The following is a 22512-nucleotide window of genomic DNA, read 5'->3' on the forward strand; positions in this document are numbered from 1 at the left end:
ACACGGCGCGTCGCCCGTTACCCCCCGGCCTGACCTGCACCGAATTTCCGGTTAACGATCTAGTATCAGCGCCATGGGCAGTCGGGTGAACTACGTGCTGGTTCGGGACGGACGGTCCGAGCGGTACGCGCAGGGCGGCGGCGCCGGCTACGGGCTCGACTACCACTTCGCTGCCGGGCCGGACATCGCGCTCCGTTGGCTCGCCCAGCTCCACGACTATCGGGACGACGTGTGGTTCGACGACCTGAGTTGCGAAGGCGGAGTGCTCATCGACGTTGATGCGCGGCACTTGCTGCTCTTCACCGAACTGGGGCAGTTCTCTCTTGAGCAGCGGTACGCCTACCGTGCGGGGCTGCTCGACGCGTACCGGCGCACCTGGGGCGGGTGGACGGTGAGCTGGGCGTACGACGGGATCGGCGACCTGGTGGCATACCTGGGGGAAGAGCCTGACCAGGTACGCAGCGAGCGCGCCTGGTGGGACGGCCTGTACCCCGACGGCGGGCAGCGGCCGGACGGCCCGGTGGAATACCTCGTCAGCGTGGCCGACGCTGGCCGGTGCCGTCCATACGCCCTGCCGGTCGAGTCCTGCCCGCCATGGCGCCTCGGCCCACGCCTGCTGGACCGGCTCGACCCGCGCGACCTCGTCACTGCGTGCTCGACGCACCCGACGGCGGGGCTGCACCTCGACGTCGCCCGGCGCCGGGCCGGGCTGTGGAGTATCCGGCCGCTGGCCGGTTTGGCTGAGGACTGGTCCGAGCTGTGGCCGGGCTGGGAACTGGAGCTGTGGGGCGACGACCTCAGCCGGCAGGTCGCCGAATGCGGTGGGACGGTCAACGTGCCCGGCGTTGACCTCGCTGCGGAACGGGCCACGCTGGCCGAACGGGTCGACCGGTACTGGTTCGTCGAGGAGCGCATGCGGGCGGCCGGCCAGGACGTCGACCAACTCCGGGAGTGGAACCTCGGCGGCATCGCGACCCTCCTCGACGCCCGCGTCACCCCTGACGAACTCGCCCGGATCGTCGCCCTGATCCGCGGCTGACCGGCCAGCGCGCGGCCTCATGGGCTGGTAGCGGCCCGTCGACGGTCACCGTCGGAGGCATCAGGGGGTCGGGACGGGCGGCATTCCAGGATCGTCGGTACGGCGGCTGTTCGATGACGGCCACCCGCGTCCGTTCCAGCTGCGGCGAGGTCGGGATCTGGCGAAGCGGTCCCGATCTTGAGGTCTTTTGTCAACGCCAATGGCGTGTTCTTATAGCGGGACGACGAGGTCAGTGGCCTTGTCGCGGCGACCGTCGTCCATCCCGCTCGGTGACCCTCCATTCCCATATGTGAAAGGTGCAACGATGCACAGGAGATCGACGTTCCAACTGGCAGTCCTGACCGCTACCGCTGCGACATTCTTGTCGGCCGGTGGAGCCGCCGCGGCGGTGGGGACGGCAGCGCCCGCGACCGCCTCCGCGGGTGTTGCGGCGTGTGAGCCGGGTGCCGAAGGGCACAGCGCGGCCCGGGTCAGCGAGGGCGCCACGGCACAGGAGCCGGAGCTGTATTCCAAGAATGAGGCAAACGCCTACGGCGTGATCAAGGATTCGCCGCGCCTGCCCAACGGCAGCATCACCGTCCCCACCGTCTTCCACATGATCTCCGACCACGCCCTCAGCGCGGCCGAGACGAACAGGTGGAACACCCTGATCGCGGCGCAGATGACGGTGCTCAACGATTCGTACGCGGGCCGCACGGCGGCGAACGCCTCCGACACGCCGTTCCGGTTCTCTCTCGTCGACACCACGTGGACGGTGAACAGCGACTGGTACACGGTCGTGCCGGGCAAGAACGAGCGGGACATGAAGCATGCGTTGTACAGCGGCGACTCCCGCACCCTGAACGTGTACGCGGCCAACATCGGCGGGGGACTCCTCGGCTGGGCGTACTTCCCGAAGGGTTACAACAACGGCCGGGACTACATCGACGGCGTGGTGATGCTCGATGAGTCGATGCCGGGCGGAACCGCGGGCAAGTACGCCCTGGGTGACACGCTGACGCACGAGGTCGGGCACTGGCTGATGCTGGAGCACACCTTCGCGCACGGATGCTCCGCTTCCGGCGACTACGTCGCGGACACTCCGCGGGAGGCGGCGCCGCAGTTCAACTGCCCGGTGGGCGCGGATACCTGCACGGCACCCGGGCTGGACCCGATCCACAACTTCATGGACTACACGCAGGACTCCTGCATGAACATGTTCACCGCCGGACAGGCGGACCGGATGAGCGACGCCTGGGTGGCATTCCGGGCCGGTGGCGTCAAGTAACCAAGCCTTGGTGGGCACGTGTCGGGGTTGACGGGCCGCAGCCGGCGGCTCGTCAACCCCTGTTGTGGCTACTGGATCGCCTCAGGCGATACGGCATGCCTGACCGCCGAGAACGGCCGGATCACCCGGATCTGCGCGATCCTCAACCCGGACAAGCTGGCGCGGCTCGACGCCGAGGCGGCCCTCGCTCGGTAGCCGCACAGCGTCATACGGAGGGACACCGAGCCTGCGCGTCGGGAAAGCTGGTCACTTGGTCCCCCAGGTTCAGTGGCCACCTGCGGTCAGCATCCGATGACAAAGGTGCAGACAATCGGTTCAGGCGGCCCGGTAGCGGGTGGCGAGTTCAGGGCTCGCCGCGCAGGCTGGCCGTGACCACGTCGTCAGCGCTCATGCGGGGGACCACGCTCATGTCGAGACCTTGGCGCTCGTGGAACTCGGTGGCCACCACGCCGGGACACACGACCTGAACCTTGACGCCCGTCCCCTCGAGCTCGGCGCTCAGCGTCTGGGACATCGCGACGAGGTGGGCCAGCTGGCGTAGCCGGTTCGCCGCGGAGGGAACCGCTTCGGTGGGGCGCTCAAGAGCCGCGAACCAGGGCTCCATGATGCGGCCGGCTCGGGCTAACAAGCCCGATGGCTACCTTCTCGGCTCGTACCGCATCGCCACCGCGCCCGAGCCGAACTCCAGCCGGCTCATGAGCTTCAAGTTGACATGCTTCGATAGTCCGGCGAACAACGTCGGCCCGTGGCCCGCGAGCCTGGGCTGCACCACGAACTCGTACTCATCGATCAATCCCAGCTCCGTCAACGCCAGCGGGCGCTTCACGCCTCCTACGAACAGTCCCTTACCAGACTCCCGCTTGAGCTGCTGAACGGCCTTGGCCAGATCTCCGCGCACGAGTTCCGCGTTCCAATCGACCCGCTCCAGGGTGCTCGACACGACGTACTTCTTTGCCGCGTTGATCGTCCGGGCGAAGGGTTCCACCCAATCAGGTCTCGCTCCCGTCGGCGCCGGCGGCCGCCACGCTGCCTCCATCATTTCGTAAGTCACCCGGCCAAAGAGAAGCGCATCGGCCTGGTTGAGGTTCCCGACGTGGTGACGATGCAGGTCTTCGTCCGCGGGAATTGCACGATGATCGCAGCACCCGTCCAATGTGACGTTGATGGAGTACCGAAGGGGTCGCACTTCGCAAGGGTATCGCCGATGGGGTAGACCGGCGATCACCAGGTCGTAGCCGTCGGCCGCCAGGCGTTCGGCGAAGGCCTTGCCGATGCCGGAGGTGGCGCCGGTGACGAGTGCGAGCTTGTTCATGGTGCTGTTCCTTTCAGTTGTGCTCATGCCTGTTCGCCTGCCTGTTCGCCGTTGAGCCGGGCTCTCTCCGTTGCGTAGTGGCGGGCGACGTCCGCTGGCCGGTCATCACCAAGCAGATCGGGGGCTCAGTGGTGCCCCCAGTCGCTGGAAGTACCACGCCAGGCACCGGTATGAGGCCCGGTAGCCCCTCGCCCAGCGTCTCGACGGCGCGCCGATCCGTCTCGGCGGCGCCAGCGAAGTCGGACCAGTTGTGGATGGACAGCCTCCGCCCCGACCTCACCACGATCCCCCTGCACGGGGTCGAGCCGAGCCACGTCGTACTGGTCACCCGGGCTGGCGCCCGCGGCCGCCTCGTCGCGGCCTTCCGCAAATACGCCCGAGCCCACCTCACCGGTCCGGACCCGGCCGAACCAGCGGGCGTTCCTCTCACACGATCCGAGGAATGAGGCGAGGTGCCTACCGAGCCGGCTGCGCTTCACCGCCCGGCGTCAAGCACGTACGCGATTCTCGCCCGGCCGCAGCCGGAGCCGATGGCTTCGACGGTGACTGGTCGCCGGTCAGCAGGGTGACCGTGGCGGAGGAGGGCGGCGGCGTGGCCGGGGCACCAGGCCGGGAAGCGGCCGCGGCCGGCGTGCGCTCAGGGCGGTGCCGACCAGGGCAAGAACCAGCGGTTTCGCGAGCATCGGGCTCCTCGGCCCGCTCAGATGCGCGGCAGGTATGCAGATGTGTAGATGGACTCGGCGGTCCAGACGTGGCCCCGCAACTTCAGCGGCAGTGACCCAGGTCACTCGGGATGAACTTTCACCCGCCGGTCACGTCAGGAACACCTGGATACCTCTCGCGTTCATCCAGGGAGAATGATGCGTTCAGTTCGCAAGATATCGGCGCTGGCACTGCTGGTGCTGGGCGTCTCGGCGGTGGCTCCGGGCGGTGTGCCCGCGTCGGCGCAGCCCGGGGCCGCGAAGCCGGCGACCACACCCCCGGTCGCGTCCAAGCCCCGGACGGTCACTCTGCTCACCGGCGACACCGTTCACCTCAGCAGCGTGGACGGCCAGACGGCCGTCAACGTGGTGCCGGGCAAGGGACGGGAACGGATCCCGTTCATCACCCACAGCGCCGGCGATGACGTGCGGGTCATCCCCGCCGACGCCGTCGGCCTGCTCAACCGGGGCAAGCTCGACGAGCGGCTCTTCGACATCTCGATGCTGGTCAAGTTCGGCTACGACGACACCCGGGCCACCCTGCCGCTCATCGTCCAACACGGCAGCGCCGCCCCCGCCGGTCTCGCCGGCGCCCGGACCACCCGGAAGCTCTCCGGGGCGAGCGCCGTCGCGGAGAGCCGCGCGGACGCGGTGTCCTTCTGGAACAACGTCACTTCCGCCGGGAGCGGCACCGAGCGGCAACTGCGGGCCGGGTTCGGCAAGGTCTGGCTCGACGGGCTGCGCCAACCGACCCTCGACGTCAGCGTCCCGCAGACCGGCGCGCCGCAGGCCTGGCAGGCCGGCTGGACGGGAGCGGGGGTGAAGGTCGGCGTGATCGACACCGGCGTCGACCAGACGCACCCCGACCTGGCCGGCCACGTCGCCGCCGCGGAGAACTTCACCGCCGAACCGGACCCCCTCGACCGGGTCGGCCACGGCACCCACGTCGCCTCCACCATCGCCGGCAGCGCCGCCGCGTCGCAGGGCCGTTACAAGGGCATGGCGCCCGGCGCGACCCTCTACAGCGCCAAGGTCTGCATGCAGGAGGGCTGCCCGGAGTCGGCGATCCTGGCCGGCATGACCTGGGTGGCGCAGCAGGGCGTCAAGGTCGCCAACATGAGCCTCGGCGGCCCGGACAGCCCGGGAACCGACCCGATCGAGGCGGCCCTGGCCGACCTCACCCACCGCTACGGCGTGCTCTTCGTCGTCGCCGCGGGCAACAGCGGCGAAGCCGGCGAGTCCACGGTGAGCTCGCCCGGCGGTGTCACCGAGGCGCTGACCGTGGGCGCCGTGACCAAGACGGGCGAGCTGGCCGAGTTCTCGAGCCGGGGGCCGCGCGCGGGCGACGCCGGCATCAAGCCGGACGTCACGGCGCCCGGCGTCGGCATCCTCGCCGCCCGCAGCTCGACCTCCGACCTGTGGCCGGACGACGAGAACCCGCAGTACGCCAGCCTCTCCGGCACCTCGATGGCGACTCCGCACGTGGCCGGCGCGGCGGCGATCCTCACCCAGCAGCACCCGGACTGGGCGCCTGAGCGGATCAAGTCCACGCTGATGGCGGCCGCGCAGCCGAACGCCGCCATCGGCGTCTACGAGCAGGGCGCCGGCTTCCTCGACGTCGCCCGGGCGATCCAGCAGACCGTCACGGCGAGCCCGGTCAGCGTCGCCTTCGAGCGGACCGCCGCCGCGCAGGAGAGCACGGTCACGTACGCGAACAGCGGCTCTTCGGCCCTCACCCTGGCTGTCTCCCTCGACGCCAAGGACGCCGACGGTGCCCCGGCGCCGGCCGGCCTGTTCAGCCTCAGCGCCTCCTCGGTGACGGTCCCGGCCGGCGGCACGGCCACCGTGACCGTCACCGTGCAGGCCGGCGCCGACCTGCCTGACCGCTACTTCGGCGGCGAGGTGACCGCCACCGGCGGCGGCGCACAGGTGCAGACCCCGGTCGCGCTGGACATCGCCCGCCACCGGCTGGCCCTCAAGCTCGTCGGGCCGGACGGCGGAGCGCCGACGCCCGAGCAGGGCTGGGTGACCGTCCTGACCGACCTGGACCGGCAGACCATGCTGGTGCTCGACAACCCCTCGGCCACCGAATACCGCGTTCGCGCGGGCCGCTACCTGGTCCAGACCTACCTGCTGACCGGCGAAGACCCGTACACCCCGTACGTCACCACGCTGGTCCGCCCGAGCCTCGACCTGACCACGGACCAGGCGCTCACGATGGACGCCCGCCTGGCGAAGCCGATCGTGGTGTCGGTGCCGAACTCGAAGGCCACCGCGGTCCACCAGGAGTTCGGCTGGACGATCCGGACCGAGCAGCCGCAGATCTGGGGCAGCAACGACCTGTTCGGCGTGCTGATGGGCCTCCCCCTCGACCACCTGCGGACCGCGCAGATCGGGGCCGGCGAGACGCCCGGCTTCGTCTCCTACGTCAACGGCATGTGGGGTCAGGTGACCGAGGACTACACCCTGCACAACAGCCCGTACGCCTACCGGGTCTACCTGTACGAGCCGAAGAAGATGATGACCGGGCTCACCCGCAAGCTGCGCGCGGGTGACTTCGCCACGGTCCGCTCCCAGATCGGCGCGGACGTGGCCGGCGTGCCGGTTGCGCGGACCGCGGTCGCGCACGCGCCCGGCAACTCGCCGATCTACCGCGACGAGCGCAACGTCCCGCCGAGCTTCACCTACGACGTGCCGAGCACCATCACGGAGTACTACAACCAGGACAAGCAGGCGGTGTGGCAGTCGACCTCGGCCCAGCTGAGGTACACGTACTACCAGTCGGCGTGGACCAGCTTCCAGCCCGGGCGCACGTACACGGTGAAGTGGGCCAACGCGGTGGCCGGGCCGGTCTTCCCGGAGCCGAACTTCGGCCAGCAGTTCGCCACCCGCTACTGGGGCGACCTGATCGGCGGGCCGGGGCCGCTGCACGGCGACGGCACCGGGCACATGGGCTTCCGCCACGTTCGCGGCGGCAGCGTGCAGGTGGACCTCTACCGCAACGGGGTCAAGGTCGGCGACGCGAACGAGACGCCCTGGGTGTGGAACGTGCCGGCGGAGCCGGGTGACTACCGGCTGGCCGCGACCTTCCGCAGCGACCCGGCGTTCACCCTGTCGACGGTGGTTGACGCGGAGTGGACCTTCAAGTCCGCGCACGTGGGCGACGGCGAACTGGTGAAGCTGCCGATGACGGCGATCCGGTACACCCCGGAGCTCGACATCGACAACCGGGCGCCGGCCGGCCGGATGTTCCCGATCCCGGTCTCGCTCGACCGTCAGGTCGGGGCGGCGCCGGGCCAGACCACGGCCTTGACCGTCGAGGCGTCCTTCGACGACGGCGAGACCTGGCAGCCGCTGACCGTGCGACGGTCCGGCGAGAAGGCGGTCGCCTGGGTGCGCAACCCGGCCGGCACCGGCTTCGTCTCGCTGCGGGCCGCCGCGACGGACACCAGCGGTAACACGGTCAAGCAGACCGTCATCCGCGCCTACCGGTACTGAGAATGGGACCCGGACGCGGCGCCCACCGGCGCCGCGTCCGGGTCACCGGTGCCAGAGCAGCCGGTCGCGGATCCGCCGGGCCATCGGCGAGTCCGTCCCGTCGAGCTCGGCGAGGGCCTCGCTCCACGCCTGCCCGGCCAGGGCCGGGTCGCCGTTGGCCGAGTGGAAGTCGCCGATGGAGACCAGCACCTCCGCGGTGTGGTGGGTGGCCCGCGCGGCGCGGAAGATGTCGATCGCCTGCTGCCAGGTGGCCATCGCGTGCGGCACGTCGTCGATCATCGAGTACGTGTGCGCCAACCAGGCCTGAGCGGTGCCCGTCCCGTGCAGGTCGCCGAGGGCCTCGAACTGCCGCCGCGCCTCGACGAACATGCCCAGCGCCTCGGCGTGCCGGCCGAGCCAGCCCTGTGCCCGCGCGATGACCAGCAGGGCGTTGGTGGCGCCCCGCACGTTGCCCTCGGCGCGGAAGAGCGCCCGTGCGGCCTCGGCATGCCGGATCGCCTCGTGGTAGCGCCGCTGGTCCAGCCGGATCTCGGCGATGTTGTTCTCCGCGTGGCCCTGCTCGTTGCGCCGGCCGAGCCGCTCGAAGAGCGCCCGGGCGTGCTGCAGGTGCGACAGCCCGCGGTCCAGATCGGCCAGGAAGTAGCAGGCGCCGGCGAGGCTGCGATGCAGCAGGGCCTGGGCGGCGGGGTCGTCCCCGGTCGCGGCGAGGCCGGTTCTCATCGTTGCCGCCCACTGCCGGAACTGCCCGGTGTCCTGGAAGAAGTTCTGCAGGGCCAGCGCGATCTGCCAGGCCGTGCGGGGCCGACCGCGCTCCTTGGCCCGCGCGACGATGGCGGTCAGCACCCGCTGCTCGGCGGCGAACCAGGCCATCGCGTCGGCCCGGCCGGTGAAGCCGCGCCCGGTGATCCCGCGCTCGGACGGCTCCGGCTCCGGCAGCGGCACCTGCGGCTGCAGGGGCAGATGCGCCGCGTACGCACTGAGCTGGTAATAGTCGTCGACCCGCTCGACGGCAGCGTCCCGCTCGGCCGCGTCGTCGTGCTCCTCCCCCAGCTCCACGGCGTAGGCGCGCAGCAGATCGTGCATCCGCCACCGGCCGTTGCCGGGCTGGACCAGCAGCTGCGACCCGAGCTCGGCGAGCAGGCCGCGGGCGGAGCGCAGGGACAGACCGCCCAGGGCGGCCGCCGCTTCCGCGCTCAGCTCCCCGGCCGGGTGCAGGGGCAGCAGCCGGAAGAGCCGGGCCGCCTCGGGCGTCAGGGCCCGGTAGGACCAGGAGAAGATCGCCTCCAGGTCGGCGTGGGTGTCCCCGAAGCCGGTCAGCCGGCCGTCGGCCTCGGCCAGCTCGCCGGCGACCGCGGGCAGGCTGAGCCCGGGCCGGCCGACGCTACGGGTGGCCACCAGCGCCAGGGCCAGCGGCAGCCGGCCGCACCGCGCGATGATCTCGTCGACGGCGGCCGGGTCGGCGGCCGCCGCGTCGCCGAGCCGGCGGGTGAGCAGCTCACGGGCCTCGGCGTGGGTGAGCAGGTCGAGGTGCAGCGGGTGGGCGCCCGCCTGGCCGGCCACGCCGGTGATCCGGCGCCGGCTGGTGGCGATGACGAGACTGCCGCCGGTGCCGGGCAGCAGGTGCCGGATCTGGTCCCAGTCGCGGCAGTTGTCGAGCAGGATCAGCATCCGACGCTCGGCCAGGATGCTGCGGTAGAGGCCGGCCTGGGCATGCAGCTCGGCCGGAATGGCGGCGGGTGCGACCCCGAGGGACCACAGGAAGCCGCGCAGCGCCTCCGCCGGTGTCATCACCGAGTCGCCGGAGTCGAAACCGCGCAGGTCCGCGTGCAACTGCCCGTCGGGGTAGCGGGCGGCCAACTGATGGGCCAGGTGCACCGCGAGGGTGGTCTTCCCGACGCCGGGCATTCCGTCGACGACCAGCGCGGTGGTTCGCCGGCCTCCGGCCAGCAGCTCCTCCGCGGCGGCCAGGACGTCGCGGCGGCCGGTGAAGTGGGGGTGGTCGGCCGGCAACTGCGCCGGCGGCTCGGCCCGGGTCGACTGCGTGAACTCCAGCTCGGCGCGTCCGACGCCGCGCCGCGACCTGGAGTCGTCGGCCGGGGCGTCCTGGTCCAGCAGGCTGTCCCGGGCCGCGCGCAGGTCGCCGCCCGGCTGGATGCCGAGCTCGTCGGCGAGCCGGTGCTCGATGTCGGCATAAGCCGCGAGGGCCTCGGCCCGCCGGCCGTCCGCGGCGAGCGCGAGCAGCAGCCGCGCCTGCAGTGCCTCATCCAGCGGCTCGGATTCGGCGGCCAGCCGGATCGCGGGCAGCACCGCGTGGACGCACCCGGCCCGCAGGGCGACGTCGGTCGCCGCGCGGACGGCCGCGAACCGCTCGCCGTCGACAGCGACGAACTCCGGATGGGCCCGGCCGCCGATCTGCAGGCCCGAGGCGCACCGGTCGCGCCACAGCGCCAGCGCTTCCCGGTAGAGCTCGACGGCCGGCTCGCCGGAGCTGCCGGCGGCCTGGGCGACCAGGCGCCGGAAGCGCAGCAGGTCGAGCGCCTCCCCGTCGATCCGCAGCCGGTATTCGGCGCCGTCGCGGATCAGCACCGAGCCCGCTGCCCGCGTCGGCAGGCCCGGCTCGAACCGCCGCCGGAGCATCCCGACGTGCCGGTGCACCACGTTGACCGCGCTGGGTGGCGGGTCGGACTCCCAGAGCAGGTCGACGAGTTCGGCGACGCTGACCGCGCCGCCGGCCCGGGCGAGCAGCAACGCCAGGATCAGCCGCTGCTGCCGGGTACCCAGGTCGATCTCGGACTGGCCGCGCCAGGCCCGCACCGGGCCGAGAACGGCGAAGGAGAGCGCGGTGGTCATCTCGATGCGATCCATACAGGGCTGGTTGCCACGATCGCCATAGCATGGCAGGGCCCGCGCCGCCCGACGGACGCGCGGTGGCAATGTGAGCTTCGACTCGGCGGCGGGATCGCCGGTTGGCGGAGTCGTCCCTGCTCAGGCCGCCTTGAGACCGGTGCGCAGGGCGCGCAGCGCATAGTGGGTCCGGGACTTCACCGTGCCGATCGGCACTCCCAGCCGGCCCGCGACCTCCTCCGGTGACCGCCCGACCAGGTAGACCTCGGAGAGCAGACTGCGCTGCGCCGGGCTCAGCCGGCTGAGCGCGTGCCGGATGGCGTACGACGCCAGCGCACTGCCGGTGGTGTCGTCACCCGCGGGGATCCAGGTCATGTCGACGAGATGGACCTCGGCCGGGCGGCCCCGCCGCAGCCGGACCCCGTCGATGACGAGCCGCCGGGCGACCGTGCAGAGCCACCGGCGGGCGGCATCGGGCTCGGCCGGCACCGAGTCGAGGTGCCGCCAGGTCCGCAGCATCGTCTCCTGGAGCAGATCCTCGGCGGTCTGCCGCTGACCGTGGGTCAGCACGAGCAGGAGACGCAGCACTGCACGGGCGTGGGCCGCATGCAGCGCGGTCATGCGCTCAGCCCGGCCGACCGGTGAGTCGTCGAGTGCCTCGAGCACCATATTTCCCCCACAGGCAGGAGCAACGGTGAATGAGGCACGAGCCTAGGGACGACCGATGCGAATAAGCTGACGCGTAAGTGCGGATCGAGTGCCGTCGCCGATCGCGATCGGTCACGGACGCGACGTGACCGCCGCGAGCAGGTCGGCCAGCCGCCGAGCGGTCCGGGTCTGCGCGTACGGGATCAGGGCCAGCGCCTCCTGCCACGCCCGTACCGCGGCGTCCTGGTCGCCGGCGGCGGCGAGGGCGTCGCCGAGCAACGCCAGGACCTCCGCGGCCGGCGCCGACGCCGAGGCCTCCTGGTAGGCGACGGCCGCCTCGCGCCAGCAGTCGACCGCCTTGCCGGGCTCCCGGCGGGCGGAATGCACCTGGCCGAGCACCTCCCACGCCTCGGCGATGCCGAGCTTGTACTGCGCTCCGCGCGACAGCGTCATCGCCTGCTCGGCGCAGCGCACGGCCTCTTCCGCCCGGCCCAGTTCGGCGTAGCTCGCGGCCATGATCACCAGGACGTCCGCGAGCAGCTTGTCGTCTCCGGCCGCCCATGGCCCCAGCGCCGCCGAAAGCGCCCGCACAACCTCCTCGTGTCGCCCCTGGGCGCTCAGAATCATCGCCCGGTTGATCCCGGCCCGGGTCATCTCGTCGTACAGGCCGAGCCGGGCGAGCAGCTCGACCGCCTGGTCGAGATGCCCGACCGCGGTCTCGTGCTCGTGCCGGAAGTAGGCCGCCCCGGCCAGGCTGCGGTGCATCCGGGCCTGCCCGACCAGGTCGCCGCCCGCCCGGGCGGCCTCGAGGGCCACCTCGCCGGTCGTCGTCCAGTCGGCCCACCGGCCGCTGCGTTCGAAGAAGTGCTGCATGCCCAGGGCGAGCTGCCAGGCCTCGGTGTGCCGGCCCTGCCGGGCGGCCCGGCCGACCAGCGCGATCAGGACCTGCCGCTCGGCGGTGAACCAGCGCATGGCGTCGCCGTGGCCGACGAAGCGCAGCGGGGTCTCGCCCGGCCCCGGCTCGATCATCGGGTGGTACTCGGAGGCCAGCAGCCGCTGGTGCGCCTGATAGCCGGTGGCCCGGTAGAAGTGCAGGCAGCGCAGCTCCGCGGCGGCACGCTCGGCCGGGCTGTCGTTCTCCTCGCCGAGCTCCGTGGCATACGCCAGCAGCAGGTCGTGGGTGCGGTAGCGGCCCGGCAGGTCCTCGCTGATCAGGTGCGCGCGGCTCAGCTCGCCGATCAGCGCCCGCCCGCTCCGCAGCGGGACGCCGGCCAGGCCCGCCGCCCCGGCGATCGAGATGTCGGGGCCGGGATGGATCGGCAGCAGCCGGAAGAGCCGGGCGGCCGGGGCGGAGAGTGCCTGGTAGGACCAGGAGAAGACGGCACGCAGGCCGGTCCGCGGGTCGTCGCCGTCGAAGCCGTCCAGGCTCCCGGGCGCTTGGGCCAGCTCGGCGGCGATCTGCGCCGGTGGCGTCCGCGGCAGGCTCGCCGCGCGGGCGGCCACCACGGCCAGCGCGAGCGGCAGCCGCCCGCAGCTGGCGATGATGGCGTCGATCGCGGCCGGGTCCGCCGCGACGCGGCCGGCGCCGAGCGGCCGCAGGAGCGCCGCGCGGGCCTCGTCGACGCTCGGCAGGCCGACCGGCAACGGGTGGGCGCCGGCTGTGGTCAGCAGGGTACTGAGCCGGCTGCGGCTGGTGACGATCACCAGACAGCCGGGGCTGCCCGGCAGCAGGTGCCGGATCTGCTCGGCGTCCCGGCAGTTGTCCAGCACGATCAGCAGGCGCCGGCCGGCAAGGCTGCTGCGGTACATGCCAGCCTGGGCGTGCAGCTCGGCGGGAATGCCCTCCTGGGGCACCCCGAGTGAGCCGAGGAAGCCGCGCAGCGCCTCGGCCGGGCTCATCGCCGGCTCCCGCCCGTCGTATCCGCGCAGGTCGACATACAGCTGCCCGTCCGGGTAGCCGGCGGCGAACTCGTGGGCGAGGTGGACGGCGAGGGCCGTCTTGCCGATCCCGGGCATGCCGTCGATCGCGAGCACCGCCGGCCCGCCCGGGCGCGCGACCGCCGCGCGGGCCTCGGCGATGAGGTCGTCCCGGCCGCTGAAGAAGGGCAGGTCCGGCGGCAGCTGCGCGGGCCGGGGGAACGGCGACGGCGACTCGGTACGCGCCGGCTGGGTGCGCTGGTGCAGCAGCCGGTCGTACGCCTCCCGCAGCTCCTCGCCCGGATCGATGCCCAGCTCGTCGGCGAGCCGGCGGCGCACCACCCGGTACATCTCGACGGCTTCCGCCTGGCGACCGTCGGCGGCGAGCGCCAGCAGCAACCGGCTCTGCAGCGACTCGTCGAGCGGGTGCTGCTCGGCGGCCAGCCGCAACGGCGCCAGCACCGCGCTCAGCCGGCCGCAGCGCTCGGCGGCGTCGGCGGCCTCGCGCACAGCCTGGGCGCGTTCGGCCTCCACGGCGAGGAACGCGGGATGCAGGCGGGAGGCCGGTTCCAGGCCCGCGGCGCACCGGCCGCGCCACAGCCGCAGCCCGTCGAGGGAATGCCGCAGCGCCGACTCCGGGTCGCCGTCCTGCAGGCTCCGGCCCGCCAGCCGGCTCAGCGACCGGAACATCAGCAGGTCAAGGGACTCCTCGTCGGCGCGCAGCCGATAGCCGGAGAGCTCCCGGAGGATGTGCCGGCCCGCCGACCGGGTGGGCAGGCCGGGCTCGAGCAACCGCCGGAGCACCCCGACGTGCCGGTGCACGACGTTCGCGGCGCTGGCCGGGGCCTCCTCGTCCCAGAGCAGGTCGACCAGCTCGCCCAGGGAGACCGGTGAACCGGCCCGAGCCAGCAGCAACGCGAGCACCAGGCGCTGCTGGCGGGCGCCCAGATGCAGCTCGGCGCCAGCGCGGACGACCCTGATCGAGCCAAGCACCGAGAAACCGATCGTCTTGCCCGCCTCCGCCCGCACACCGGCAACGGTAACCGGCCGATCCGCCATCCGGAGCTTGCGGCCACCGGCCCGAGGCGAGACTGGGTCTCCGGGACGGCGACGGGGGCACGGCCGATGACGACGGCGGTCAGTTCGATGGCCGAGCGGGTCCGGCAGGGCGTCATCGGCGAGGGCGGCCTTTCGACGGCCCGTACGGCACGCGCCGGCTCACCTACGCCGACTACACGGCCTCCGGCCGGGCGCTCGACTTCGTCGAGGACTACAACCGGGAGCAGGTGTGCCGTTCTACGCCAACACGCACACCGAGGGGTCGCTGACCGGGTCGCGGACCGGGCGATTGCGCGAGCAGGCCCGCGAGGTCATCCTCCGCGCGGTCGGCGGCACGCCCGAGCACATCGTGCTCTTCTGCGGCTGCGGCGCCACGGCGGCCGTGCACAAGCTGGTCAGCATCCTCGGCCTGCGGGTGCCCGAGGCGCTTGGCCGACGTTGAGGGAGCCGCTCGTGCTACCAGGCGGTCGCGCCGCCGTCGGCCGGGTAGTTGGCGCCGGTCAGGTATGCCGCTCGGTCGGAAGCGAGGAAGGCCGCCAGCTCGACGATCTCCTCCGGTTGAGCGAAGCGCTTGAGGAGCGTCTTGCTGGTTATCGCGTCCCGGGCCGCCTGGTTGTCGCCGAGGTCGCGGTCACTGGCCGGGGTGAGGACTGGTCCGGGACTGAGCGCCACCACACGGATCCCATCGCGCGCGCCTTCAAGCGCGAGTTGTCGCGTCATGCTTGTCAGGATCTCCTGACGATGACGAGTTGCTGGGTCGCTCGGGTCATCGCGACATAGCGGTCGACCGCTCCTTCGATGCCGTTGCCGAATGCCTCCGGGTCGATGAGGACGACCAGGTCGAACTCGAGCCCCTTCGACAGCTCCGGGGCCAGCGACCGGACGCGGGACGTCGCCCGGAACGTGGGATCGCCGATGACGCAAGCGATCCCGTCGGCGTGCGCGGCCAGCCAGGTGTCGAGGATCGAGCTCAGATCAGAAACAGATCCGTGTACGACGGGGACGTCGCCGCTGCGGATGGAGGTCGGCACGTTGGCGTCGGGGAGCACGGCCCGGATGACCGGCTCGGCTTCCGCCATGACCTCTTTCGGCGTCCGGTAGTTAATGCTCAGGGAGGCCAGGTTGATCCGATCGAGCCCGATCCGCTCGAGCCGTTCCTGCCACGACTCCGTGAACCCGTGCCGGGCCTGGGCGCGGTCCCCGACGATGGTGAAGCTCCGGGACGGACAGCGGAGCAACAACATCTGCCACTCCGCGTCGGTCAGTTCCTGAGCCTCGTCCACGACGATGTGCGCGAACGGGCCGGCGAGCCGGTCCCGGTCGGTGCTGGGCAGTGCGGTCTCGTCGACCAGGGCGTCCCGCAGGTCCTGTTGGCGCAGCATCGTCAGCAAACCTTCACCGTCGTCATAGGCATCGGCCTCGATCAGGTCGTCGACGACCGTGGCCATGCGCGCGCGTTCGACGGCGACAATGGCTTCATGCCGACGCTTACGCCCTGACGCCTCCGGATCGCCGAGCCGCTGCCGTGCCGCGTCGAGGAGCGGCAGGTCGGACACCGTCCAGGCCTGGGCGTTGCCGCGCTGGAGCTGCCGAATTTCATCGGGGCTGAGCCAGGGAGCGCACTTGCGCAGGTAGGCGGGCACCGACCACAGGTCTCCGACGAGGTCGGTCGCTTGGAGCAGCGGCCAGGCGCGGTTGAAGGTCGTGCGCAGTTCCCTGTTCTGCAGCAGCGACCTGCGGACCAGGTCATCCGGCTCATCGCCGTCGTACTTCTCCATCAGGATCGTGAGCAGCTCTTCCCAGATCTCGTCACGCGCCTCGTTGTGCGGGGTACCAGGCCCCGCCGCCTCGAACGCCTCGACCCAATCGTCGGCGCTCAGCCAGATGTCGGACTCGCCGGTCGTGACCGTCATCGGTTTGGCCGGCGGCTCCTCGTAGAACCTGACGGCCGCCTCGATCGCCTTCACCAGGTCCGCGGACGACTTCAGGAGCGCCACGTCCGGGTCGATCTCGATGGTTGCCGCGGCACCCTCGGGCACGAGGTCCCGCAAGGTGCAGGTCTGCACGTCCTCCTCGCCGAGGCTGGGGAGGACGTCGGCGACGTAGGCCACGTAGGGCTGGTGCGGACCGACGAACAGCACGCCGCCCCGGCGGTGACCGAGGCGAGGGTCGGCGTAGAGGAGGTAGGCGGTGCGGTGCAGAGCGACGACGGTCTTCCCCGTACCCGGACCGCCGTCGACGACGAGAGCGCCGCGTGATCCCGCCCGGATGATGGCGTCCTGGTCGGCCTGGATCGTGCTGAGCACGTCCCGCATCCGGGCCGACCGGCTGCTGCCCAGGCTGGCGATGAAGGCGGACTGGTCGTCGAGCGCGGCGTGCCCTTCAAACCCGTCCGCGGTGAACACCTCGTCCCAGTAGTCGGTGATCCGGCCGCGGGTCCAGCGATACCTGCGGCGGCTCGCCAGACCCATCGGGTTGGCGTGGGTCGCTCCGAAGAACGGCTCAGCCGCGGGGGAGCGCCAGTCGAGCAACAGCCGACGACCCGCGCTGTCCGTGAGGCCCCGTCGTCCGACGTACACGGGCTCGGGGTTGTCCGCACTGACCATGCGTCCGATGCACAGGTCCAAACCGAAGCGACGCAGTGCGCGCAGGCGAGCGGTCAGCCGGCGGATCTCCATGTCCCGGTCCACCGCCTGCCGGCCTTTGCCGCCGGGCGCCTTGCGCGCGGCGTCGAGGCGGTCGGACAGGTCGGCGAACAACTGCTCGAGGCTCTCCGCGAGGGCCGCGAAGTGCTGCTCGTCGCGGGCGATCAGCGTCGGGTCGGCCTTGGGGGAAAGGGGGTCGGGAAGGCCAAACACGCTGCTGGTCAGGGGGTTCACGTCATCAGCTCCGATCTGAGGTCGCTTGCAGTGGAGACGAGTGCGCGGCGCCCCTGCGCACGGATCGCCTCGATGGCACCGGGGCGACGTCAGTCGGGGCGCGCTGGGCATGCTGCCGAAGCCCACGTACACCGGTGGTGTGCCGGCGTCCAGGAACCCCACCAACTCGGCCGGGAGTGGGCGTTCGTCCGGCAGGATCCGCGCCGGTCTGCACGACGTCGAGGTCCGTCGGCTTCTGCCCTGGGCCCAGGATCGGGTCCGCCGCCAGCAGGGGTGGTCGGTGCGGCGTGGCCGTCATCATGTACGCCCCGCGCGGCGCCTGACCCGTGGCCGACGGGCCAGGCGCCCCGCGCGACTCAGTGCGGTGCCACCGCCGCTTCCCGCGCGCGGCGCTCGTCGCCGGTGAGGGTGGACAGCGGCTTCTCCTTGATGAAGACCACCGCGAGCACGGCGAGGAACGCGATCGGCGCGGCCACCAGGAACAGGTCCGAGGTCGCCGTGCCGTAGATGTCGCGGATCACGGCGAGGACCGGCGCGGGCAGCGTCTCGAGGTCGGGCACCTTGGCGCTGCCGCCCCCGGTCGCCGCTGCACCGAAGTGGTCGACGAAGAGCGAGGTCACCCTGTTGGTGAGCACCGCGCCCAGCGCGCTCACCCCGATCGCGCCGCCCATGCTGCGGAAGAAGGTGAGCGTCGAGGTGGCCGCGCCCAACTGGGCGGCGGGCACGTCGTTCTGCGCGGCGAGTACGAGGTTCTGCATGAGCATGCCGACCCCGATCCCGAGCACCAACATGTACGCCGCCAGCAGCAGCACGCCGGTCTTCGCGTCGATCGTGCTGAGCAACAGGAACCCGCCGGTCATCACGAGCGAGCCCACCACCAGGTACGCCTTCCAGCGCCCGAACCGCGTGATGAGTTGTCCGGCGACCGTCGAGGACACCAGCAGACCGAAAATCATCGGCAGGCTCATCAGGCCGGCGACCGTCGGGGACTTACCGAGCGCTACCTGGAAGTACTGCGACAAGAACACCGTACCGCCGAACAGCGCCACGCCGACCAGCGTGCTGGCCACCACGGTCAGCGTGACCGTGCGGTTGCGGAAGATGCCGAGCGGGATGATCGGCTCTGCGGCCCGCGACTCGGTCCACACCGCGAGCGCGAGCAGGAGCAAGCCGCCGCAGACGAACGCCGCGGTCTGCCACGAGCCCCAGGCGAAGTGCTGACCGGCCAGGCTTGACCAGATCAGCAGCGTACAGACGCCGGCCATGATCAGCAGCGCGCCCAGCCAGTCGACCTTCACGGGCCGGCGGACGACCGGCAGGTGCAGCGTCTTCTGCAGCAGGGCGATCGCGGCCAGCGAGAACGGGATGCCGATGAAGAAGCACCAGCGCCAGCCCAGCCACGAGGTGTCCACCAGCACGCCGCCGATCAGCGGGCCGGCGATCGTGGCCGCGCCGAACACCGCGCCGAAGACGCCGGAGTAGCGGCCCAGCTCGCGCGGCGGGATCATCGCGGCCATCACGATCATCGCGAGCGCGCCCATGCCGCCGGCGCCCACGCCCTGCGCGATGCGGCTGACCAGCAGCAGCGTGACGTTCGGCGCGAAGCCGGCGATCAGCGAGCCGACCACGAACAGGCTCAGCGAGAGCTGGATCAGCAGCTTCCTGCTGTGGAGGTCGGCCATCTTGCCCCAGAGCGGCACGGTCGCGGTCATCGACAGCAACTCGGTGGTGACCACCCAGGTGTAGACCGACTGGGTGCCGCCGAGGTCGGCGATGATGCGCGGCAGCGCGTTGGAGACGATCGTCGAGGCCAGGATCGTGACGAACATGCCGAGCATGAGGCCGGACAGCGCCTGGATCACCTCGGCGTGCGACATCCGCCCGGACTGCTCGGCCGGCACCTCGCCGCGGGCGGCCGCCTCGGCGGCCACGGGCACGCCGGCCACGGCCAGGTGGTCCGGCGCGATCGCCGCCGGGATCCCGGCCGCGCCCGGCTCGGGTTGAACGGTCATCAGCTTCTCCTCGGTGGTAAGGGTGGTTGTGGCCAGGCCGCCGGCGAGCATCGCGAACGCCTCCTCAACCTGGTCGGCGAGCGGGGCCGCGCCGTCGCCCGCCGTGGCCGAGCGCATCATCGCGGTGCGGAACGCGGCGTCCGTCACGGCCGCGACGACCTGCGCGTACGCGTCGTCACGCGGCCTGAGACGTGGTCGCGGATTGTCCACCGGTGGCAGGCCGATCGACGCCCGGTGGATGTTGAGCGCCGCGCCGAACAGCGCGGTGCAGCTATGGGCGTCCAGGTCCCACAGCATTCGGCTGTCGACCAGGTCCGGCGGGAACGGCCGGCCCGGCAGCGGGTGCGGCGGGTGGTGCGGCGACGGCAGCATGACCACGACCGGCACGTCGCCCAACCGGTCCAGGCGCGACAGCATCTTGCGAGCGGCCCGCGCAGGCCCGCTCCACCGCGGGTGCTACGTCGCCAGTCCCCACCCGCTCAGGCCTGTGTAGCCACGTCCCAACGAGATTTCACACCGTACGGCTCGCTCGCGGCCCGCCCAGCCCCCACGAGACGATCTTGGTCGGGGTGATCCTGATGATCTCCTGGGACAGGTACGGCAGGGGCGGCTCGTGGTCCGTCAGCGCCACCGCCGTGCCCCGGATCTCGATGCCTCGGGGCGCCCACGGATCGACCGTCGCCAGGTCGTCCACGACGAACGCGACTGTGCTGCCCTGCTGGACGTTCCGGAACTTCTTCGACGAGCCCAGCGCGCCGCCGCCGATGACGATCGTGCCAGTGCCGGCATCGACGAAGAAGTTGGTCGGGTTGTTCTGCACCTGCCCGTCAGGCGAGACGGTGGCCAGCCGCCCGATGCGCTGCGTGGCCAGGTAGTCGAGTTCTGTTTGGGTGAAGACCACGCACGTCAGCATGCAACCCCGTCCCCGCGCGACCCGACCGTCGACAACAACACACGCATTTCGCGACTCCCATTTCCGAAGGTTCTGGCCTCGGCCGGCAATTCTGCGGCACGACCCGGGTCTTGCCGCAAGCCCCCGGGTGCGGTATATGTTGAAAGTGGAAGGGAGTGGGTACCCCCTTTCCCTTGATCGTCCGCTGGACGGACAACCTCCCCGCAAAGCGGCGGCGCGCCGCGTACGGCAATGCCGTCGGCCCAGGACGATCTCCCCGGGCCTACGGATGCAGCCGCAAAGCGAGAGGTCCTTCACCCTCTTCAGCAAGTCGACGGCTGCCCTCAGCAGCTGGGGTGGGACCGACACGGCCGTGACATGTTGTCGTTCGTGCCCGGCCATGTTTCTCAACGGTGGCAGCACTTCACCGACGACCAGCTTGGTCAGGCAGCGACGCTGCTGCGCCAACTGCGTGACGTGCCGTCGACGACGACCACGTCGCGCGTCGGCCCAAGGCTGAGTCGCACCCGGCCGTCCGCCAGCAGGTTGCGGCCGGTGACCGAGGCGCGCGGCGTCGAAATGAGGAACGCGGTCCCGTCCCAGAGGTACGAGAGCGGGATGAGGTGGACCCCGCCCGGGGAGCCCGACGTCGCGACCCAGAGATCGACGTCGCTCTCCAGTTTCGCGCGAGTGTCCCGCAGCCTCTCCTCAAGCCCACGCGGCAGCGCGCCCGTCATGCTCTCTCCAGTCACTTCGTGGAGAGCCCTTCCTCCAGGGGATGGGCTCCAGCGGTCATCACTCGGTTCGCCCGGCAGCCGTCTCGTGATCGGCGGCCAGGTCGGGCAGGCAGCAGTGACACGTCAGGGCGTGGGTGCCAGCGATGCGGCCTCCCAGGCGAATCCGTCCGGGTCGGTGAAAGGCCCGGCATCGCCGCCGATCGTGAGCCGGTGCGATCCGGTGCCGTCGGGAGCGACGCCGACGTCCTTGGCGAGGGCACGGCGCCTGTACAGCGCCAGCTTGACGGGACTCGACCCGGCAGCGAACTCGACGTACATGCGGCCAAAGCTCTTCGCCACGGCGAGGCCGCGCGCGACGTAGAACCGCTTGCTCGCGGCCACGTCCGCGACTCCCAGCAGGAGCACGATCTCGTCGATCTGCCGGGTGGCCGGGCCGGTGTCCTTCTTCGCCGAGGTCGCGACCTTCCAGATCGTGCCGTCCGGGGCTTGCACGACACCCCCGTAGCCCCAGAGCGACTTCGCGGCAGGCTTCAGCACCGTGGCACCGGCGTCCAGGGCAGCGCCGATGAGACCGTTGACGGTGGCCGGCTGGGACACCGTGAGCGCCAGCGTGAACCCACGGAAGCCGGTCGTCGGTGCCTCCGAGGCCCGCAGGCGTATCTGCGTGTCCAAACCGAAAGCGGCGGTGTAGAAGCGGTTGGCGGCCGTGGGGTCGGCCACGTCGAGGGTGACGGATTCGATGGATGCCATGGCCATCACGCTAGTTGCGGCTCGGCGACCGGAGCTTCTCGATTCCTGACCGGTCTTGTCACCTGTTTCGCCACACACGGCGGCATCCCCGCCGCAGCGCCCGTTGCGCGGCGCCGGTAGGCGCTGGGCGGCATGCCGACCAGCTCGGTGAAGCGGGTGCTGAAGGTGCCCAGCGATGAGCAGCCGACCGCGAAGCAGACCTCGGTGACGCTGAGGTCGCCACGACGCAGCAGCGCCGTCGCGCGCTCGATGCGACGCGTCATCAGGTACGCGTACGGCGACTCGCCGTAGGCCAGCCGGAACTGGCGGCTGAGGTGCCCCGCCGACATGTGCGCGCCGCGGGCGAGCGCCTCGACGTTCAGCGGCTGCGCGTACTCCCGGTCGATCCGGTCCCGGACACGGCGCAGTCGCGCGAGGTCGCTGAGGGTCTGCGCCGCGGCGAGTGCGCGCCCCCACGAGGGGTGACACATGAGAGAGCCCCTTCCATCGATGTCCGCGAGCACCTCGGCTACCTGCCGAGCAGGCGGCGAGGTGCTCGATGACGATGACCGACTTGCCGGAGTCGACGAGCCGGTCGAGCCGGCCGAGCAGCTGCTCGACGTCGGCCGGCTGGAGACCGGTGGTCGGCTCGGCGAGGATGTCAATCGCCCTTGTGGGCGGCCGGCATGCGCGCCTCGCCCTCGGCGAAGAACGCCTCGGCCTCGGCGACCGACATCGCGAGCACCTCTGCGATGGTGCGGCCGCCGAGGGTGTGGTCGAGGACAGCGGCCTGGAAGCGCTGGCCGCCGGATTCTTCGCAGCTGGTCGCGACGCCGACCATCATGGCCGAATCGATGACCGGACGGCTCAGCGCAGCTCCTGGATGCGGATCAGGTTGCCCGCGGGGTCGCGGATGGCGCAGTCGCGGATGCCGTACGGCTGCTCGGTCGGCTCCTGGACGACCTCGGCGTCGCCGGC

The 22512-nt window shown here is 71.5% G+C and carries 18 protein-coding genes and 1 pseudogene; 5 read left to right on the top strand and 14 right to left on the bottom strand.

The genetic code is table 11. The features are described from left to right. The first annotated feature begins 73 nt into the window (after positions 1 to 73). From ACFOYX_RS17015 to ACFOYX_RS17025, 3 genes are all read left to right on the top strand, one after another. Positions 74 to 1039: a hypothetical protein gene (locus ACFOYX_RS17015; protein ID WP_322443282.1), complete on the top strand. Its 966-nt coding sequence runs from the start codon at positions 74 to 76 to the stop codon at positions 1037 to 1039. Positions 1040 to 1427: 388 nt separating this feature from the next. Further along, positions 1428 to 2306 (top strand): zinc metalloprotease, encoded by an 879-nt coding sequence (locus ACFOYX_RS17020; protein ID WP_322443283.1) that lies wholly within the window; start codon positions 1428 to 1430, stop codon positions 2304 to 2306. Positions 2307 to 2324: 18 nt separating this feature from the next. Beyond that, positions 2325 to 2501: a hypothetical protein gene (locus ACFOYX_RS17025; protein ID WP_322443284.1), complete on the top strand. Its 177-nt coding sequence runs from the start codon at positions 2325 to 2327 to the stop codon at positions 2499 to 2501. Between the two features lie 148 nt (positions 2502 to 2649). On the opposite strand, the gene ACFOYX_RS17030 is transcribed toward ACFOYX_RS17025, so the two are convergent. Beyond that, a complete protein-coding gene (locus tag ACFOYX_RS17030) occupies positions 2650 to 2910 on the bottom strand; it encodes a hypothetical protein (protein ID WP_322443285.1) in 261 nt (86 codons plus the stop codon). 33 nt (positions 2911 to 2943) lie between these two features. Further along, complete coding sequence (locus tag ACFOYX_RS17035) at positions 2944 to 3618, bottom strand: dihydrofolate reductase family protein (protein WP_322443286.1); 675 nt, start codon at positions 3616 to 3618, stop codon at positions 2944 to 2946. An 860-nt stretch (positions 3619 to 4478) separates the two neighbouring features. Here ACFOYX_RS17035 and ACFOYX_RS17040 point away from each other — a divergent pair. Beyond that, on the top strand, positions 4479 to 7817 hold the full coding sequence (locus tag ACFOYX_RS17040) for a S8 family serine peptidase (RefSeq protein WP_322443287.1): 3339 nt from the start codon (positions 4479 to 4481) through the stop codon (positions 7815 to 7817). Positions 7818 to 7859: 42 nt separating this feature from the next. On the opposite strand, the gene ACFOYX_RS17045 is transcribed toward ACFOYX_RS17040, so the two are convergent. From ACFOYX_RS17045 to ACFOYX_RS17055, 3 genes are all read right to left on the bottom strand, one after another. Next, a complete protein-coding gene (locus ACFOYX_RS17045; RefSeq protein WP_322443288.1) occupies positions 7860 to 10682 on the bottom strand; it encodes a BTAD domain-containing putative transcriptional regulator in 2823 nt (940 codons plus the stop codon). A gap of 120 nt (positions 10683 to 10802) precedes the next feature. Further along, positions 10803 to 11282 carry a sigma-70 family RNA polymerase sigma factor gene (locus ACFOYX_RS17050; protein ID WP_322443289.1) on the bottom strand — a complete coding sequence of 160 codons (480 nt, stop codon included), beginning with the start codon at positions 11280 to 11282 and terminating at the stop codon, positions 10803 to 10805. A 159-nt stretch (positions 11283 to 11441) separates the two neighbouring features. Continuing rightward, positions 11442 to 14255 carry a BTAD domain-containing putative transcriptional regulator gene (locus ACFOYX_RS17055; protein ID WP_322443290.1) on the bottom strand — a complete coding sequence of 938 codons (2814 nt, stop codon included), beginning with the start codon at positions 14253 to 14255 and terminating at the stop codon, positions 11442 to 11444. A gap of 259 nt (positions 14256 to 14514) precedes the next feature. Here ACFOYX_RS17055 and ACFOYX_RS17060 point away from each other — a divergent pair, with 259 nt between their 5' ends. Continuing rightward, positions 14515 to 14727, top strand: a complete 213-nt coding sequence (locus ACFOYX_RS17060) for a hypothetical protein (protein WP_322443291.1) — start codon at positions 14515 to 14517, stop codon at positions 14725 to 14727. Positions 14728 to 14741: 14 nt separating this feature from the next. Here the strand turns inward: ACFOYX_RS17060 and ACFOYX_RS17065 are convergent, their stop codons facing one another. From ACFOYX_RS17065 to ACFOYX_RS17105, 9 genes and pseudogenes are all read right to left on the bottom strand, one after another. Continuing rightward, complete coding sequence (locus ACFOYX_RS17065; RefSeq protein ID WP_322443292.1) at positions 14742 to 14957, bottom strand: SDR family oxidoreductase; 216 nt, start codon at positions 14955 to 14957, stop codon at positions 14742 to 14744. 53 nt (positions 14958 to 15010) lie between these two features. After that, positions 15011 to 17155 (bottom strand): RNA polymerase recycling motor ATPase HelR, encoded by a 2145-nt coding sequence (helR, locus tag ACFOYX_RS17070; RefSeq protein WP_322443315.1) that lies wholly within the window; start codon positions 17153 to 17155, stop codon positions 15011 to 15013. A gap of 365 nt (positions 17156 to 17520) precedes the next feature. After that, positions 17521 to 19041 (bottom strand): MDR family MFS transporter, encoded by a 1521-nt coding sequence (locus tag ACFOYX_RS17075; RefSeq protein ID WP_322443316.1) that lies wholly within the window; start codon positions 19039 to 19041, stop codon positions 17521 to 17523. A 646-nt stretch (positions 19042 to 19687) separates the two neighbouring features. Next, complete coding sequence (locus ACFOYX_RS17080; protein WP_322443293.1) at positions 19688 to 20077, bottom strand: PPOX class F420-dependent oxidoreductase; 390 nt, start codon at positions 20075 to 20077, stop codon at positions 19688 to 19690. A 434-nt stretch (positions 20078 to 20511) separates the two neighbouring features. Further along, positions 20512 to 20805: a pyridoxamine 5'-phosphate oxidase family protein gene (locus ACFOYX_RS17085; RefSeq protein ID WP_322443294.1), complete on the bottom strand. Its 294-nt coding sequence runs from the start codon at positions 20803 to 20805 to the stop codon at positions 20512 to 20514. A 123-nt stretch (positions 20806 to 20928) separates the two neighbouring features. After that, on the bottom strand, positions 20929 to 21555 hold the full coding sequence (locus tag ACFOYX_RS17090; RefSeq protein ID WP_322443317.1) for a glyoxalase: 627 nt from the start codon (positions 21553 to 21555) through the stop codon (positions 20929 to 20931). Between the two features lie 5 nt (positions 21556 to 21560). Then, positions 21561 to 22025 carry a helix-turn-helix transcriptional regulator gene (locus ACFOYX_RS17095; RefSeq protein ID WP_109805791.1) on the bottom strand — a complete coding sequence of 155 codons (465 nt, stop codon included), beginning with the start codon at positions 22023 to 22025 and terminating at the stop codon, positions 21561 to 21563. A 43-nt stretch (positions 22026 to 22068) separates the two neighbouring features. Beyond that, a pseudogene (locus tag ACFOYX_RS17100) lies at positions 22069 to 22378 on the bottom strand (excinuclease ABC subunit UvrA); the annotation flags it as partial. Positions 22379 to 22401: 23 nt separating this feature from the next. After that, on the bottom strand, positions 22402 to 22512 hold a 111-nt coding region (locus ACFOYX_RS17105; RefSeq protein ID WP_377534122.1), incomplete at its 5' end, for a VOC family protein.

The sequence above is a fragment of the Micromonospora sp. GCM10011541 genome (assembly GCF_042650725.1).
Classification (GTDB): Bacteria; Actinomycetota; Actinomycetes; order Mycobacteriales; family Micromonosporaceae; genus Micromonospora; species Micromonospora sicca.